Source organism: Microcoleus sp. B7-D4 (assembly GCF_036705125.1).
GTDB lineage: Bacteria > Cyanobacteriota > Cyanobacteriia > Cyanobacteriales > Microcoleaceae > Microcoleus.
This window is the reverse complement of sequence record NZ_JAUBTT010000013.1, coordinates 29,684-44,868: the sequence shown is the minus strand read 5'-3', so window position 1 is coordinate 44,868 and position 15,185 is coordinate 29,684. Positions and strand designations below refer to the sequence as shown.

Genomic DNA, 15,185 nt, shown 5'->3' with positions numbered 1-15,185 from the left:
CATTTTTTTACCACAGTAAATTGCTGCAACGAGTTATTTTCCGTAACAAACCTAGTTTTTGAAACTTGTGGTGCCTCCAGGACTGAATGCAACTTAAGATATTAACTAGGTTGGACACGCGGCACTTTCAACAGGTTTGTTTACTGAAACAGCGGATTGATTGGGATTAAATCCATCGGTGATATTTTATCGATCGGCAGATCCAAACCAAAAGCCACTCTACACCAAATTAGAATAGCTAGCACCCCTACAAACAGTGCTGTTAATTGAATATCCTGCCAAAAACAAGTTAGTCCTTCTCGCCACAAACCGTAGTTAGTTACTGCATAGGTAGGAAGGTCGCCGAGAGCTATAGCAATCACCGCACCTAAATTACCTTTTAAGTGATATCCCAGCGGTATACTTATACATAGATTCACTAAAGTCAGCAGATTGCCCATAGCTTGGTACTGAGACTTTCCTACGGCTAACAGACAAGAACCCATCATATTGTAGAGTGTGGTGTGCCAGATACCTAAAGCCAAGATAGGCATCATCCAAGATGCCGCCGCATACTCTTTCCGATACAGTATTAAAATTAACTGATCTCCGAAGCTCACAAAAATTGCTAAACCTACCGCTAACGGTATTAGAAGTAGCTTGCGGTTTTTCAGTATCTTGGCGCGCAACTCCTCCCGTGGCAACTCTGCTAGCAGAGAAATTGAGGGAAAAATCACCTTGCCGCTAAGGGCGAGGATTACTTGGCGCGGCATATCGCCGAGAGTAAAAGCGATGCCGTAAATGCCCAACATTGTTAAAGTAAATATTTTACCGAGGATGAGTCTATCGGCTTGAGAACACAAGAAAGACAAAGCCGTAGACAAAAATATCCATTTACCATAAGAAAATACTTCTTTAGCTGCTTCTTTATCCCAAGCAAAACGGTTTGACTTGCCAGGAATTAAAAAATGGCTCCATACTAACTCGACCAAACTATTAGTAAAGACCCCGGCGAGGATCGCCCAGATGCTGCGATCAAACCAGGCCCAGACAAGCATCGCTGTAGTAGAAGCGATCTGTAGGCCCAACTCAAAAAATACTACTCTCTTGACTGCCATCTGCCGGTTGAGGCTGGATGTAGCAGTCGAGTTGAACCCTCCTATCACGCAAGTTATACCTATTACTGGAATCAACCACAGGAGACGGTCATCTCCATAAAAAATAGCAACAGGCTTGGTAATTATAATCAAACAAATCCAAACGAAAAAGCTGCGAATGACTTGCAGTGTCCAAACGGTATTGAGAAATTGAGGATCTTCCCCGCGCTTATTTTGGATGATGCTTGGGCCTAGACCTATGTCTGAAAATAAGTTGATCCCTACGATGAAAACGTAGGCTAGACCTACCAGACCAAATAGTTCGGGCAAAAGCAGACGCGTCAGGATTAGGTTGCTGCCAAATCGGATAATTTGACTGCTTCCATAGCTGACGATCGTCCAGGCTGCACCTTTGATTGCTAATTTTTTTCCTGATGACATATACTCAGAATTTATTTACTAATGACGAGTGTAGTTGCTGAATTTGTTTTTGGCAACTCCTACAGGATGGTGTTGCCACTTTTATAGCTGACTGTACCTTGTCTTAATTTGCATAGGGAGGACGGGTCTGGGGTGTCCATCTCACCACAATAAAGGTAAAATTTAATCTCATACTTACTCCACATCTAATAATCATAAGGGTTTTTGGGCTCAGGAATTGGTTTGAGGGAGGATGCTTGAATGATTAATTTGCGCTTGCCTTGCAGTTCTTCTACGATCGTTTCTCCTTCTATTTCTAGCCAACTGTCTGGGGCAAAGGTGGTGCGGCTTTGACCGATCAGTAATTTTACCGGCAACCCGATCGGATAGGCGTCGGCCGCGCAGCAGGTAATGATAAAACGCCCGATCCACATATATTGTTCTGCTATGTTGGGGGGATGAATTACAAATCCTTGAACTTTGACTTTTTGACCTCTGTATATATCCGGTTCGGGGTTGAAATTTAACAGCCGCACCCATTCGACGAGCGATCGCTTTTCTGGTTTTGTATTATTGCGAAATTCTTGGGGTTGCAGTCTGGTGATGGGCAGGGATTCGGTGAGGCCTCGTTCTAATGCTGTCTGGCTGGTAAATGTGCGTGGCGTTGTTAGTAAACCTATTAATGCGACGCTCAACATTAAGGTGCTGCCGATACTGGGGGGAAACAAAGTAACGTGTTCAACTTCTGTAATTCTGAGAGAGTTATTTGCTGGTGATGTCCGCGATTGCTTTGTGGTGCGATCGAGTTTTAAGAGTTCCCAAGCTTTTAAACCGCCAATAACCATTAAGCCGATTCCTCCCGCTAGAGTCAAGCCAAAGTAATTGGGGTGAATGAGAATGCTTAATTTGCCGGTGATCCAATATTTAAGAAGCAGTATTCCCCAGGCTAAGATAGCTAGGGCGTCCAGCCAGGGGCTAATTTTTTTAAGATTCATTAGTTATTAGTCATTGGTCATTGGTCATTAGTCATTAGTTATTAGTCATTAGTCATTGGTCATTAGTTATTAGTCATTGGGCATTAGTTATTAGTCATTGGTCATTAGTCATTAGTCATTGGGAATCTATCGTTAGTTGTCAGTCCGGTTCAATTTATTATTAACCTAAATGCAAGTTGACAGCAAGGGTCATTAAAAAGGTTAACTGAGCGGCCAAGACAATTAAGTAAACTACTGCTCGACCTTTAAAAATTGACAACATTAAACCGATGCCTTTGAGGTCAATCATCGGGCCGAAAACGAGAAAGGCTAACAGCGAACCGCTGGTAAATGTGGAAGCAAAAGACAGGGCAAAAAAGGCATCTACTGTAGAACAAATCGATACGACTGTGGCTAATAGCAGCATGGCTAGAATCGAGGAAACGGGGCCTTGGCCGAGGTTGAGAATTAGTTCGCGGGGTGCGCCAACTTGAATGATGGCTGCGATCGCACTTCCGATTACCAACACTCCTCCCAATTCGCGCAACTCCTGTACCATAGTATCTAAGAGCAGGCGCAAACGCTCTTTAGAAACGCGGTGGAACATGGAGGGACGTTTCGAGGTTTTTTCTGTTTTGCCTGTTTGTAATGGCTTCCAGTCGTCTTGTAGCAAAGATTCGATCGGCACCACCCCCCCCGGCTGACCGAGCATAAATGTTCCCGACTGCAACAGCAGCGGAGTGTTAGCTTCGACGAGTTCTTTTTCGGAAAACTCTGGTTTTGGCAAGGGGATTGCGCGGGCTACAGAAGGTTGCAGCAGAGGCCGCAAGTCTTTTTGGGCGCTGAACACCCAGCCGATAATTGTGGCTATAAACAGAGAAAATACCACCCGCAAAACTACAATTTCTGGCTGATCGCGAAATGCCGTCCAAGTCGCCCAAATTACCACGGGGTTGATGGTGGGGGCCGCCAGCAAAAAGCCGATCGCCGCTGGTGCGGGAACTCCCTGCATCAGTAACCTGCGGGCTACGGGCACGTTACCGCACTCGCACACGGGAAACAAAAAGCCGATCGAACTGCCCATCAAAGCCGCCAGCAGCGGGTTTGATGGGATGCGCGATACGAGTTTGCGTTCGTCTACAAAGCCCAGCAGCAAACCTGAGAATAAAACTCCCAGCAGCAGAAAAGGTATTGCCTCTACTAACAAGCTGAGAAACAGGGTGAAAGCATTATTTAACTGATTCGTCAGGGCGGGTTGCATCGATCACCTACTGGTAGATTGCTATTTAGCTATACGTCTTTGGTAGAACTGCTTGTATATCATACCAAAGCATAGCACTAAGTTAAGATCCCGTTAATTATTTTTGCCTTTTTTTTGCTGGATTTTGTAGATATTATATTTTAATCAATGCTGATGCCTTGAATGATTGGGAATGGTTAAACTTGTTTTAATTTGAATGAATTTCTATTCATATCCGCCTCGTACAGCCAATCAATAATTGACCGAAATTATCCAGGATACAAGCCCCCGAATTTATCCCTGGGGTCAATGCTTCAATTCTAAAATCTAAAATCTAAAATCTAAAATCTAAAATCTAAAATCTAAAATCGATTGACTCTGCCAACCGTCGCCGATTTGATGGATCTTTCGGTTAACAATGGTTGATTGTAGAACAACTGCTAAGGCAGATTTGGCAGATTGCGGGCGAGGATAACTCTTTTATATAACGATCGCTATAAAATTGCTTTGTAGCGATGACTTTAGTTTTCACGACAAACCTATAGGGGACGCACTGGCAGGTGTGCCGCTGGCTGGCCGTTACGGGGGGTTGCGAGTACCGGATCGGGGAGATGGGATGAAATCGCCTCAAATGCCCTAGCTTGCAAGGCGTCCCGCCATCGCGATTGCAAGCTAAAACTCAGGGACGCGATCGCCCTAGCTTTGTGCTTTTAACTTGTCTGCTGACGGGCTACATCGTGTTGGCGATCGGGCAATTCCGATTTTCTTCTATTATCAATCAATTATATTTCTCAGCCTAATAATTTATTAACAAAAGGTTAAGACGATAACTTAAGGTTAATGAATAGTTAAATAGTTAAACCAAGCGTTAATACCGCTCAAGTCAGTATAAAATAAAGTCAGGTATAATTACCAGGGCGCATTTATCTCGGTGATCCTCAATCTTGCCTAATACTTTAAGTGGTAAAATTTTCCTTGCTACAGTCAGTTTTTTGTGTAATTTAAAATGCAGTTTGCCAGGGGGATGCCGGTCAAAACACTCAACAAGTCACCTGTTGACCTTTGGTAGCTGAATGTCGCTGGCAAATAGAACCCAAAAAAGCGTGCTGATAAATTTATGTTGAATACCTCCTGCGTAGAAAGACCCGTCCAACCCATCTCCGAGGCTGACCTAGGAGAACTTTGTTTAGACTCTACTCTCCAACAATTGTCGCTTTACGATTTTCAGGTAGAAGCTACGGATTGGGGAATGCGAATTTCCCAGATGTTAGAAGCTAATCCGCTGTTACCGGGAGTCATTGTCACCCATCAAGGTGAATTTGCCGGTATGATTTCCCGGCGGAGATTTTTAGAATTTATCAGCCGTCCTTTTGGGCGAGAATTATTTTTAAAGCGACCTGTGAGGGCTTTGTACCGCTTTGCCGAAACTGAGAGTTTAATTTTTCCCAGCAATACTTTAATTGTGGATGCAGCGAGGAAGTCGCTGTTGCGATCTAAAGAACTGCTTTACGAACCGATTGTGGTTCAAGTTTCGCCTCAAACTTATAGTTTGCTAGACGTGCACGAACTGCTAGTAGCCCAATCCAACATTCATGAACTAGCAACAAAATTGCTGAGGCAGCAAACTCAATCTCAACTAATTCAAACAGAAAAACTAGCAAGTTTGGGACAGATGGTAGCTGGAGTCGCCCACGAAATTAGAAATCCCGTCACCTGCATCAGCGGAAATCTCGGCTTTTTGTCCAACTACTCGAAAGACATCATGGATTTGCTGTCTGCTTACGAAGACATTGTGGGTGACAGCGAAAAAATTGGCGAACTCAAAAAACACATAGAATTTGATTTCTTGCAAGAAGATTGGGTGGAAATTCTCAAAAGTATGAAAGTTTCATCGCAGAGGCTGACCGAACTCGTCACCAGCCTGCACACCTTTTCTCACATGGACGAAACCCACTTGAAGCAAGCTAACATCCACGAATGTATTGACAGTACGCTGCTAATTATGAAAAACCGTCTGAAGTACGGGTTTAATGTAGTTAAAAACTATGGTGATTTGCCTTTAGTCAAGTGTTACTCTGGTCAGTTGAGCCAGGTATTTATGAATATCATCAGCAATGCGATCGACGCTTTGGAAGAGGCAAAAGCAGAAAAAGATTTTATGCCGGCGATTACTATTGAAACCGAGGTAATAGAGAGTTCTGACGGAGACTGCGTGAATTCGGAATTACTTCAAAATTATGTTATGGGCGATGGCGTCCCGCCCCGCAAGCTACGACAAAATGCCAAACAGCTATCATCCGCCAGCCAAAACGGCGACTTCAGCCTAGAAGCAGCGGAAAAAAATCAAAATAACGCTTGGATAGCCATCCGAATTGCCGATAACGGGCCGGGAATACCGCCAGAAATTCAGCGGCGGATTTTTGAGACATTTTTCACCACTAAACCGGCGGGGAAAGGTACCGGTTTGGGGTTGGCAATTACCCATCAAATTGTTACGGAAAAGCATAAAGGCAAGTTGAATTTGCATTCAACGCCCGGTACCGGTACTGAATTTGAAATTTTGTTGCCATTGATTTGAAGCAATAAGTCATATCACATCTCTCTTCTCTTTATCTGCGTGAATCTGCCTCAATCCCTTGTCATCTGCGGTTAATACATTCTCTTTTTTTAACCGCAGATACAGGCAGATTAACACCGATTAACGCAGATGAATTATATCAATTCCGGTTGCACCATCGGTGATTGTTGACTGTTGACTGTTGACTAATGACTAATGACTAATGACTACTGACTAATGACTAATGACTCTTTTTAAGCTCTTAGCTGCACTGGCATTACCAAGAATGTAGCATTGACTCCGCCCAAAGGCTGGAAAATTACTGGGGCTAAAGCACCGTTTAATTGCAGTTGAATTTCTGGGGATTGAGCAGTTTTCAAAATGTCAATTAAGTATTTCACGTTGAAAGCAATATCTATGCTATCTCCCGAAATCTGTGCGGGCATTGACTCTTTGCCACAGCCGACATCTTTAGCATCTACAGACAAAGTAATTTCCTGATTTTCCTCGTCGATGCTGCATTTGAGAATATTATTTTTTTGGTCGGCAAAAACGGCAATTCTTTCTACTGCTGCTAAGAACGATCGCCTTTCTAAGGTAATTTGTCGCTCAAAAGACGGCGGAATCAACTGCCGGTATGCGGGATATTGCCCTTCCAAGGTGCGGGTTGTCAGCCGCTGGTCTGCCCATTCAAACACTACTTGACCGTGTTCAAAATGCAGCGTGACAGGTTCAGTCCACTGCCGCATCACCAGCATTCTTTCTACTTCCCGCAATGCTTTAGCGGGGACTGTCACCTCAAATTCTTCTTGGGTTTCTTCGCCTTCAGATTTTTCATTGGCAGTTTGAACTACTGCCAATCTGTGGCCGTCTGTAGCTGCAAACTCCAGGCAATCTTGCAATACCTTTAAATGCACGCCTGCAAGTACCTGTTTTGCCTCGTCGGGGCTAGTAGCAAATAAAGTTCCTTTGAGTCCTTCTATCAAGGCTTCCGGTGGCAATTTAAGGATTGTTCCGCCTTCTATTGCAGGCAATTCAGGGAATTCTTCCGGGCCCATGCCTCTAACTTGGTAGCTGCCAGAACTGCAAGTGAGATATGCTACGGTGTCCCCCGCTTCGTCTTCTAGAGTAATCTCTCCATCTGGGAGTCTCGAAACAATATCGTTAAGCAATTTAGCGGGTATGGTAAAACTGCCGCCGCCAGTCACTTCTGCTGCGAAGCTGGTACGAATGCCTAAACTGAGATCGAAAGCTGTCAAGCTAACCCGCTGATTTTCCTCATCCGCTACTAAGAGCACGTTGGCGAGTACCGGATGTGTCGGGCGGGAGGGAACGGCCCGACTTACCAACGAGAGGTTGGCGTTGAGGTCACTTTGGGTGCAAACCAATTTCATGGTACGAAGGTTAATTAACCGGATTTGAAACAGAAACAAATGGTATCACAGAAAGCCGGCGGGTCGGTTTTTCTCTGTCAGGGCTTAAGCCTGGGCGCTTATTCCCGGTTTCTACGCAAAATTTTGTCTGTAAAAACGAGAAATCTTCCAAGAAACCGGGTTTCTGAGGTTCGCGCGCGTCGTGAACTATCTGTGTAGGGTGCGAAGGGCTCACCAGTTTTTTTTAGTTTATTGAATTATTTTTGTATCGATCGCCCTGTGGAAACTGTGGAAAAAAAAGCTAACTGCTTGCTGGGCGTCACTTATAGGTAATAAATACCTGTGGAAAACTTGTGGAAAAGCTGGTGCGGTCGATCGCCCATTTTTGTGCAAAAGCTGTTTCGGGCGATCGAGTAAAGTTTTCCACAAACGGAAGGCAACTTTTCCACAGGTTTTTCCACAGGCAAGATTGTCTATTATGGGAATTGTTGACTGTTGACTGTTGACTGTTGACTGTTGACTGTTGACTGTTAACTGTTAACTGTTGACTGCGTGGAGTGATGACAACTGACAACTGACAACTGACAACTGACAACTGACAACTGACAACTGACAACTGACAACTGACAACTGACAACTGACTTGTTCTCAACTTTTGCGGCTGACAACATTAATTCGATCGCTCAACTGACGCAAAGTTTGAGCCAAATTCGGGTCAGTGTTCCGCAACTGAGCAATTTTGTCGCAACTGTAAAGCACAGTCGTGTGATCTTTGCCGCCAAACACTTCACCAACTTTCGGCAAACTCAAACCAGTATGCTGCCGAATTAAATACATCCCTATTTGACGGGCGAGACTAATTTCTCGCCGCCGGGAAATTCCTTTCAAATCTTCAACAGAAACATCAAACTCCTCAGCCACAACTGCAATTACTGCATCTGGCGTTGCCTCTACGCTTTCAGTTTGCGGATTCAAAACGGGGGCGATATTTTCCACGGTCATCGGCAAACCAGTAATTGAAAGATATGCTACCGCCCGAATCAAAGCTCCTTCCAATTCCCGCACGTTGGAAGTGTAACTAGAAGCAATGTATTCAATCACATCTCGCGGCAGTCGCATATTTTCATACTCGGCTTTTTTCTGCAAAATTGCCATCCGAGTTTCCAAGTCGGGCAATTGAATGTCGGCAATTAATCCCATCGAAAATCGGGAACACAAACGCTCTTGCAGGCGGGGGATTTGCTGTGGCGGACGGTCAGAAGCTAAAACTACTTGGTTTCCCGCTTCGTGCAAAGTATTAAAAGTGTGAAAAAATTCTTCTTGAGTGTATTCTTTCCCTTCAATAAATTGGATGTCATCTATTAATAAAACATCGGCAGCGCGATAATGATCGCGGAAAGTTTGCATACTGTCTTTGCGAATGGCTGCGATTAAATCGTTAGTAAATTTCTCAGTAGAAACGTAAAAAATCTTGGCGTTGGGGTCAATTTCCAAGCGATAATGACCGATCGCCTGCATCAAATGAGTTTTGCCCAAACCAACGCCACCGCACAAAAATAGGGGATTGAATTCTCGGCCCGGAGACTCGGCTACCGCGAGGGAAGCCGCGTGAGCCATGCGGTTGTTGGAACCGACGACAAAGCGGGAAAATAAGTATTTTGGGTTTAAATTGGCGGGTTTGGGGGGGTGAAGCGAGTGGCTTTCCATATCGGCGATGGGGGAGGGCCAAATTATGGCGGAGTCACTGCTGCCACCTGTTTCGTTTCCTCCGGCAATGGTCAAGTAAATGTCTACGGGATAGCCGAGAATTTCTGCGACTGCATCGGCAAGGATTTCTCTGTAATATTTTTGCAACCAATTGCGAGCAAAGGGGTTGGGGGCGCTGACAATCAAACAGTTATTTTCGAGTTGTTCGGCCCTAGCAGTTTTGATCCACGTCTCAAAGCTAGGTCTGCTCAGTTGTACCTGGAGACGTTCAAGTATCTGATTCCACAGACTTTCGAGGGGAATGTCCACTGCTCACCTCTGCCGATCGGCATTCAAGATATTAATTCTACTCTAGAGAGTTTAGAGAGTTTAGTCGTCAGATGCTAAAGTTTAAGGGAGTCTGCCGTAGCACGGGCGAGGGCCCGACGCCATCGCCCAAAAATTTGGCGGCTCTGCAGTCCGGCGCCAGGTATCGGGGAGCGGATCAGCAAATATTTAGATGTGGCAGGAAAGCCTTAAAACATGGCCATGAAGAGTTCTACTGGCAAATTTTGGAAGCAACCGGCAATTTACATATTGCTGCTGGTAACGGGAGCCGGGGCCGCCATGTTGGGCGATCGTCTGACGGTTTCTCAATTTCGTGGAAATTCTGGCGATTCTGGACAAAGGGCGCTGGAACCGAAATTGCAACTGCCTCCTAATACAAAGGATCAAGCTAGGAAAGTCTTGCCGCCGGCTTCCTTGTCCGGCGACGGGACTAATGTGAATTTTATTGTGGCGGCGGTGGCAAAAGTTGGGCCGGCAGTGGTTCGGATCGATGCTTCGCGCCGGGTGAAAGCGGGAAATAGAGGGCTGTCGCCGGAAGATTTTTTTGGCAGAGAACCGAATTCGGGCGGCCGGGGCGGGATCGAACGGGGCACTGGTTCGGGTTTTGTCATCGGTGCCGACGGCCTGATTCTCACTAACGCTCACGTTGTAGAGGGAGCCGATACGGTAAATGTAACTCTCAAGGACGGCCGCAGCTTTCAGGGGCGGGTGTTGGGGGCTGATAAGGTGACGGATGTGGCTGTGGTGAAGATTGAGGCGAATAATGTGCCTGTGGCGACGATCGGCAATTCGGATAAGCTGTTGCCTGGGGAATGGGCGATCGCGATCGGCAATCCTTTGGGTTTGGACAATTCCGTAACTGCGGGGATTATTAGCGCTACGGGACGATCGAGCTCTGATGTCGGCGTACCTGACAAGCGGATCGGTTTTATTCAAACAGACGCTGCAATTAATCCGGGGAATTCCGGCGGCCCGCTGCTGAATGCTTCGGGCCAAGTTATTGGCATGAATACGGCGATTATTCAAGGTGCTCAAGGGTTGGGGTTTGCGATTCCCATTCAGGCGGCGCAACAGGTGGCGAAGGAACTGATTACGACGGGGAAAGTCGAACACGCTTATTTGGGTATTGAAATGGCGACGCTGACTCCAGAGGTTAAGCAGCAAATTAACAGCAATGCTACCAGCAGCCTGCGAGTTGCAGTCGATCGGGGTGTGGCTATTGTTAGTGTAGTTCCTAATTCTCCCGCAGCAGCAGCCGGTTTGCGGGCTGGAGATGTGATTCAAAAAATTAATAATCAGCCGATTATTCAGTCGGAAGCTGTTCAGGAGTTCGTGCAAAATGCTAAGGTTGGCGGGCTGTTGCAAATGGAAATCAACCGCAACGGGCAAATAGTTAATTTGACTGTTAAACCGGGGAGTTTGCCGGTTCAAAAAGTTGGATAAGAAGGAAAGCACGACACGGATTTGGACACGGATACACGGATTAATTATTGAGTGAGTAAGTTATATTTTGTTCCTCCACCCAACCGACAAAACTGTAACAACAAATAACCAATAACGACTAACCAATAACTATGGCAGAAATCTTACAAATCTCACAATTAGGAAATCCCGTGCTGCGCCGCCGATCGCAAGTTGTCGAGAATATTAAGGACGATCGCATTCAACAGTTGATTGACAGCTTAATATTTACAGTACAGCAGGCAAACGGAGTGGGGATTGCCGCCCCTCAAGCCGCTCAGTCCGATCGCCTGTTCATCGTCGCATCCCGCCCCAACCTGCGGTATCCCCAAGCACCCCACATGGAACCCACAGCGATGATTAATCCCCGGATTGTGGCTGCATCAACAGAGACAGTCAAAGACTGGGAAGGCTGTTTGAGCATTCCGGGGATTCGGGGATTAGTGCCGAGAAGTAGGGCGATCGAGATAGAATACACCAGTAGAGACGGCAAACTCCACCGACAAGAATTGACAGACTTTGTGGCCCGAATTTTTCAACACGAACACGACCATTTAGATGGAATCGTGTTTTTAGACAGGGTGGAAAATACCCACGAACTAATCACAGAGGATGAGTATCAGCAGCAATTTGTCAAGCTACTTTAACCAAAAGCATTCAGCGTACAGGCCCCCGATTCATCCGCAGGGTCGCTTTCTTCAATTATCCAATCTAAAATCCAAAATCTAAAATCTAAAATCGATAGATGAGTACCAAAAGGAAATTGTCAACTTACTATAACACTTGATATAATTGCTAGTAGTAACGCCAGTGATGTTGTGAATAGGAGGGCAAATGTCTATCAATTTGGAAAAAGGCGGGAGAATCAATCTCTCTAAAGAAGCACCGGGGCTAAAAAATGCCGGGATTGGTCTGGGATGGGATACCAATGCTACAGACACAGGCGCAGCATTTGACTTAGATGCTTCCGTGTTTATGTTGGGGGCTAATGCAAAAATTCCCAGCGAAAAATACTTTGTTTTTTACAACAGCAAAGAGTCGCCGGACGGTTCTGTAATACATCTGGGAGATAGCAGAACCGGAGAAGGATTTGGTGATGATGAAACCGTTACAGTCGATTTAACCAAAGTCGATCCGGCGGTGCAAGAAATTGTGTTTGTGGTAACAATCGACCAAGCAGAATCGAGAAGGCAAAACTTCGGTCAAGTGCGGAATGCTTTTATCAGGATTTACGACACCACTACTAACACAGAAGTCATGAAGTACGATTTGGATGAGGATTTTTCTCGGGAAACTGCCATCGAATTTGGCCGACTTTACAAGAAAGATGGCGAGTGGAGGTTCCAAGCAGTGGGACAAGGCTACAATTCCGGCTTGCAAAGCTTTGTAGATAAGTATGCCGCATAAAATGTCGATCGCTCCTAGCTAAATAAATCGAGGGGAAATTCGGAAGCAGGAATGTTTCCCTCGATTTTAAGCAATCAGACTCATGAGGTGACAAACCAGATGGGAATTCAATTAAAGAAGGGCGAAAGATTTAATCTTTCTAAAACATCTCCACTATAAACCATACAAAATCACAAAACTATGGCTATCAACTTAACCAAAGGACAATCAATAGTTCTCAGCAAAAGCGAATACGACTTGTCCAAACTCACAATGGGTTTGGGCTGGGATGTTGCACAAGCTAAAAAAGGTCTTTTCGGGCGAAGCAGCGGTGCAAATTTTGACTTAGATTCCTACGCTATGCTGCTGGGAGAAAATGGCAAAATAAAGAACTACAAAGAGGATGTAATTTATTACTCTCATTTGGAGTCAAAGGACAAAACAGTTGTTCACTCAGGCGACAATCTCACGGGGGCTGGAGAGGGAGACGACGAACAAATAGTGGTGAAACTGAGTTCTTTGCCAGCAGAATATCACAAAATTATTTTGGGCGTAAATATTTACGATGGAAAAGAGAGAAAACAGCATTTTGGCCTGGTAGAAAATGCTTTTGTGAGGGCTGTAGATGCCGCCGGGAAAGAAATCGCTCGCTATCGCTTGTCAAATGACCCATCTTATGAAGGAAAATTAAATATGTTGATGGGAGAAGTTTATCGAGAAGGCGGCGAGTGGAAGTTTAAGGCTTTGGGAAATCCTTTGGCTGAGGATATGAACGGTGTTGTCGGTTCATTTATGCGGTGATATCAAATCTGTTAAATTCAGGCTTGTAGGGGCGGGTTCACCCAAACTACCTGTCAATAATTGACAATCTATATAAACCCGCCCCCTCCCAACCCGCCATCAAAATGCACATTTTCCGCATTAAAGAAACATCAAGGTTGATGTAGGTTATCTGTGGTGGTGGGGCGGGTTTATAGAGACTGTTTGTTTGAGTTAGATATTGTTTGTAAAACCCCCCCTACAAAAAATTACGAATCAATCTTTAACAGGTCGCATTGTCGGGAACATCACCGCATCTCGGATGCTTTGAGTATTAGTTAAAAGCATCACCAATCTGTCTACGCCGATACCCATTCCCGCACAATTAGGCATTCCCAAAGATAGCGCTTGAATAAAGTCTTCATCCATTGGATGCGCTTCGTCATCGCCGGCATTTTTCTGCGCCAACTGTTCCTCAAACCGCTTTCTTTGCTCTTTCGGATCGTTCAATTCTGAGAATCCATTCGAGTATTCTGTACCGTTGATAAATAGCTCGAAACGTTCTACAAATCCGGGCTTGCGGCGATGTCCTTTTGCTAAGGGACTGACTTCGACAGGATAGTCGATGATGAATGTAGGTTGAATTAGTTTAGGAACAACTAATTTGTCAAAAACTGCATACAGCACGTAGCCTAAACTCTGTTGTTCTAACTTAGACAGGTGCAATTCTAGCTTGGTTGCAGAGGATATCGCACTTTCCAAGTCCAAACTGTCAAAATCCAGCCCAAACTCGTCTCTGACAGCTTCTACCATCGTTTTCACTTGCCAGTGTTTGCCGCTGAAACCGGGATATTTTTCGCTGTAGTCGAACTTGCGTTCTAAACTAATCGTTGCCCCCTGATTTTCAATTTCTTTGACATCCCCAAATACCGCCGCTGCTGCGAAACATATCACGTCTTCGACAACTCCTAAAATGTCGAAAACATCAGCATAAGCTTGGTAAACTTCTAAAGAGGTAAACTCAGGATTGTGGGTGCTGTCAATGCCCTCATTTCTAAATGCTTTCCCTAGTTCAAATACTCGCTCGAAACCGCCGCAAATTGCCCTTTTCAAGAATAATTCGGGAGCGACTCGCAAATACAAATCTACCTCTAAAGCATTGTGGTGAGTGATGAATGGCTTAGCAGCAGCACCGCCGTAAATAGCTTGCAGTGTCGGGGTTTCTATTTCGTAAAAATTGGCTTGCCAGAGATAGGAACGGATGCTTTGAACGATGCGGCTGCGGAGCATAAAACGGTTGAGCGCATCTTGGTTGCTTGCCAAATCCATTTCGCGGTGACGGCGGCAAACTTCGGGGTCGTTAATTCCATAATAAGAATCGGGAAATTGAATGGTAGCTTTTGATAAAAGCTTTAATTCCCTCACTAAAATAGAAAGTTCTCCCCTGGGGGTGCGGCAGCCGATACCTTCGACGCCGACAAAATCGCCGACATCGAGCAATTTTTTAATTTGTTCAAAGCTCAAACCGACTTCGCCGGTGACGATTGCTTTCTCGATTTTGAGTTGAATTTTGTCTGTGGCGTCTTTTAAATCGATGAAACCAATTTTGCCGCTGTCTCGCTTGGAAGTGATGCGGCCGGCTAATCGCAGGGGAATTTCTTCGGGGTCAATTTCTCCGTTTTGGAGTTCTTTTCCCGGCTGACTAAATATTTCGCGAACTTGCTTGGCTGTGTGCGATCGCGCGTAGGATTCACTGGGATACGGTTCTATGCCTTGCGATCGCAGTTCGTCTACTTTTTGACTGCGGACTTCGGCTTCACTGAGAGTCATTAGTTATTGCCTGATTAAAATTACAAATATCTGACATCTTGCACTATTCTGGCGATCGTGCGATCGGGCGTTGCT

Annotated in this window: 13 protein-coding genes; 6 read left to right on the top strand and 7 right to left on the bottom strand. The window is 45.3% G+C overall.

What is annotated here, in order from left to right:
- Window positions 1-140: 140 nt before the first annotated feature.
- The 3 genes from QUB12_RS07540 to QUB12_RS07530 form a co-directional block, all read right to left on the bottom strand.
- Window positions 141-1,517: an oligosaccharide flippase family protein gene (locus tag QUB12_RS07540; RefSeq protein ID WP_333144289.1), complete on the bottom strand. Its 1,377-nt coding sequence runs from the start codon at window positions 1,515-1,517 to the stop codon at window positions 141-143.
- Window positions 1,518-1,702: 185 nt separating this feature from the next.
- Window positions 1,703-2,491, bottom strand: a complete 789-nt coding sequence (locus tag QUB12_RS07535; RefSeq protein ID WP_333306239.1) for a TIGR03943 family putative permease subunit — start codon at window positions 2,489-2,491, stop codon at window positions 1,703-1,705.
- Window positions 2,492-2,651: 160 nt separating this feature from the next.
- On the bottom strand, window positions 2,652-3,731 hold the full coding sequence (locus tag QUB12_RS07530) for a permease (RefSeq protein WP_333306237.1): 1,080 nt from the start codon (window positions 3,729-3,731) through the stop codon (window positions 2,652-2,654).
- A 644-nt stretch (window positions 3,732-4,375) separates the two neighbouring features.
- Here QUB12_RS07530 and QUB12_RS07525 point away from each other — a divergent pair.
- Both QUB12_RS07525 and QUB12_RS07520 read left to right on the top strand, forming a co-directional pair.
- Window positions 4,376-4,510 (top strand): hypothetical protein, encoded by a 135-nt coding sequence (locus tag QUB12_RS07525; RefSeq protein ID WP_333144286.1) that lies wholly within the window; start codon window positions 4,376-4,378, stop codon window positions 4,508-4,510.
- Window positions 4,511-4,827: 317 nt separating this feature from the next.
- Entirely contained in the window at window positions 4,828-6,288 is a 1,461-nt protein-coding gene (locus tag QUB12_RS07520; RefSeq protein ID WP_333144285.1) for an ATP-binding protein, read from the top strand.
- Window positions 6,289-6,521: 233 nt separating this feature from the next.
- Here QUB12_RS07520 and dnaN read toward each other — a convergent pair whose 3' ends face one another.
- The 3 genes from dnaN to dnaA all read right to left on the bottom strand — a co-directional run bounded on the left by dnaN (window position 6,522) and on the right by dnaA (window position 9,656).
- Window positions 6,522-7,661: a DNA polymerase III subunit beta gene (dnaN, locus tag QUB12_RS07515; RefSeq protein ID WP_333144284.1), complete on the bottom strand. Its 1,140-nt coding sequence runs from the start codon at window positions 7,659-7,661 to the stop codon at window positions 6,522-6,524.
- 298 nt (window positions 7,662-7,959) lie between these two features.
- Window positions 7,960-8,277, bottom strand: coding sequence for a hypothetical protein (locus tag QUB12_RS07510; protein WP_333144283.1), 318 nt, complete (start codon window positions 8,275-8,277; stop codon window positions 7,960-7,962).
- Window positions 8,278-8,288: 11 nt separating this feature from the next.
- On the bottom strand, window positions 8,289-9,656 hold the full coding sequence (gene dnaA / locus QUB12_RS07505; protein WP_333144282.1) for a chromosomal replication initiator protein DnaA: 1,368 nt from the start codon (window positions 9,654-9,656) through the stop codon (window positions 8,289-8,291).
- Window positions 9,657-9,875: 219 nt separating this feature from the next.
- Between dnaA and QUB12_RS07500 the strand changes: the two genes are divergently transcribed.
- The 4 genes from QUB12_RS07500 (at window position 9,876) to QUB12_RS07485 (ending at window position 13,322) form a co-directional block, all read left to right on the top strand.
- Window positions 9,876-11,117 carry an HhoA/HhoB/HtrA family serine endopeptidase gene (locus QUB12_RS07500; RefSeq protein WP_333306235.1) on the top strand — a complete coding sequence of 414 codons (1,242 nt, stop codon included), beginning with the start codon at window positions 9,876-9,878 and terminating at the stop codon, window positions 11,115-11,117.
- Window positions 11,118-11,248: 131 nt separating this feature from the next.
- Window positions 11,249-11,782: a peptide deformylase gene (def, locus tag QUB12_RS07495; RefSeq protein ID WP_333144280.1), complete on the top strand. Its 534-nt coding sequence runs from the start codon at window positions 11,249-11,251 to the stop codon at window positions 11,780-11,782.
- Window positions 11,783-11,969: 187 nt separating this feature from the next.
- On the top strand, window positions 11,970-12,542 hold the full coding sequence (locus QUB12_RS07490; protein ID WP_333144279.1) for a TerD family protein: 573 nt from the start codon (window positions 11,970-11,972) through the stop codon (window positions 12,540-12,542).
- A 180-nt stretch (window positions 12,543-12,722) separates the two neighbouring features.
- Complete coding sequence (locus QUB12_RS07485) at window positions 12,723-13,322, top strand: TerD family protein (protein WP_333205181.1); 600 nt, start codon at window positions 12,723-12,725, stop codon at window positions 13,320-13,322.
- Window positions 13,323-13,556: 234 nt separating this feature from the next.
- Here QUB12_RS07485 and lysS read toward each other — a convergent pair whose 3' ends face one another.
- Complete coding sequence (gene lysS / locus QUB12_RS07480) at window positions 13,557-15,110, bottom strand: lysine--tRNA ligase (RefSeq protein WP_333306234.1); 1,554 nt, start codon at window positions 15,108-15,110, stop codon at window positions 13,557-13,559.
- Between the last annotated feature and the right edge of the window lie 75 nt (window positions 15,111-15,185).

Excerpts from the sequence above, each read along its gene's own strand:
- QUB12_RS07530 (WP_333306237.1), bottom strand. The coding sequence starts at position 3,731 with ATGCAACCCGCCCTGACGAATCAGTTAAATAATGCTTTCACCCTGTTT.
- QUB12_RS07500 (WP_333306235.1), top strand. The coding sequence starts at position 9,876 with ATGAAGAGTTCTACTGGCAAATTTTGGAAGCAACCGGCAATTTACATA.
- QUB12_RS07520 (WP_333144285.1), top strand. The coding sequence starts at position 4,828 with ATGTTGAATACCTCCTGCGTAGAAAGACCCGTCCAACCCATCTCCGAG.
- dnaN (WP_333144284.1), bottom strand. The coding sequence starts at position 7,661 with ATGAAATTGGTTTGCACCCAAAGTGACCTCAACGCCAACCTCTCGTTG.
- QUB12_RS07485 (WP_333205181.1), top strand. The coding sequence starts at position 12,723 with ATGGCTATCAACTTAACCAAAGGACAATCAATAGTTCTCAGCAAAAGC.
- QUB12_RS07535 (WP_333306239.1), bottom strand. The coding sequence starts at position 2,491 with ATGAATCTTAAAAAAATTAGCCCCTGGCTGGACGCCCTAGCTATCTTA.
- QUB12_RS07490 (WP_333144279.1), top strand. The coding sequence starts at position 11,970 with ATGTCTATCAATTTGGAAAAAGGCGGGAGAATCAATCTCTCTAAAGAA.
- QUB12_RS07540 (WP_333144289.1), bottom strand. The coding sequence starts at position 1,517 with ATGTCATCAGGAAAAAAATTAGCAATCAAAGGTGCAGCCTGGACGATC.
- lysS (WP_333306234.1), bottom strand. The coding sequence starts at position 15,110 with ATGACTCTCAGTGAAGCCGAAGTCCGCAGTCAAAAAGTAGACGAACTG.
- def (WP_333144280.1), top strand. The coding sequence starts at position 11,249 with ATGGCAGAAATCTTACAAATCTCACAATTAGGAAATCCCGTGCTGCGC.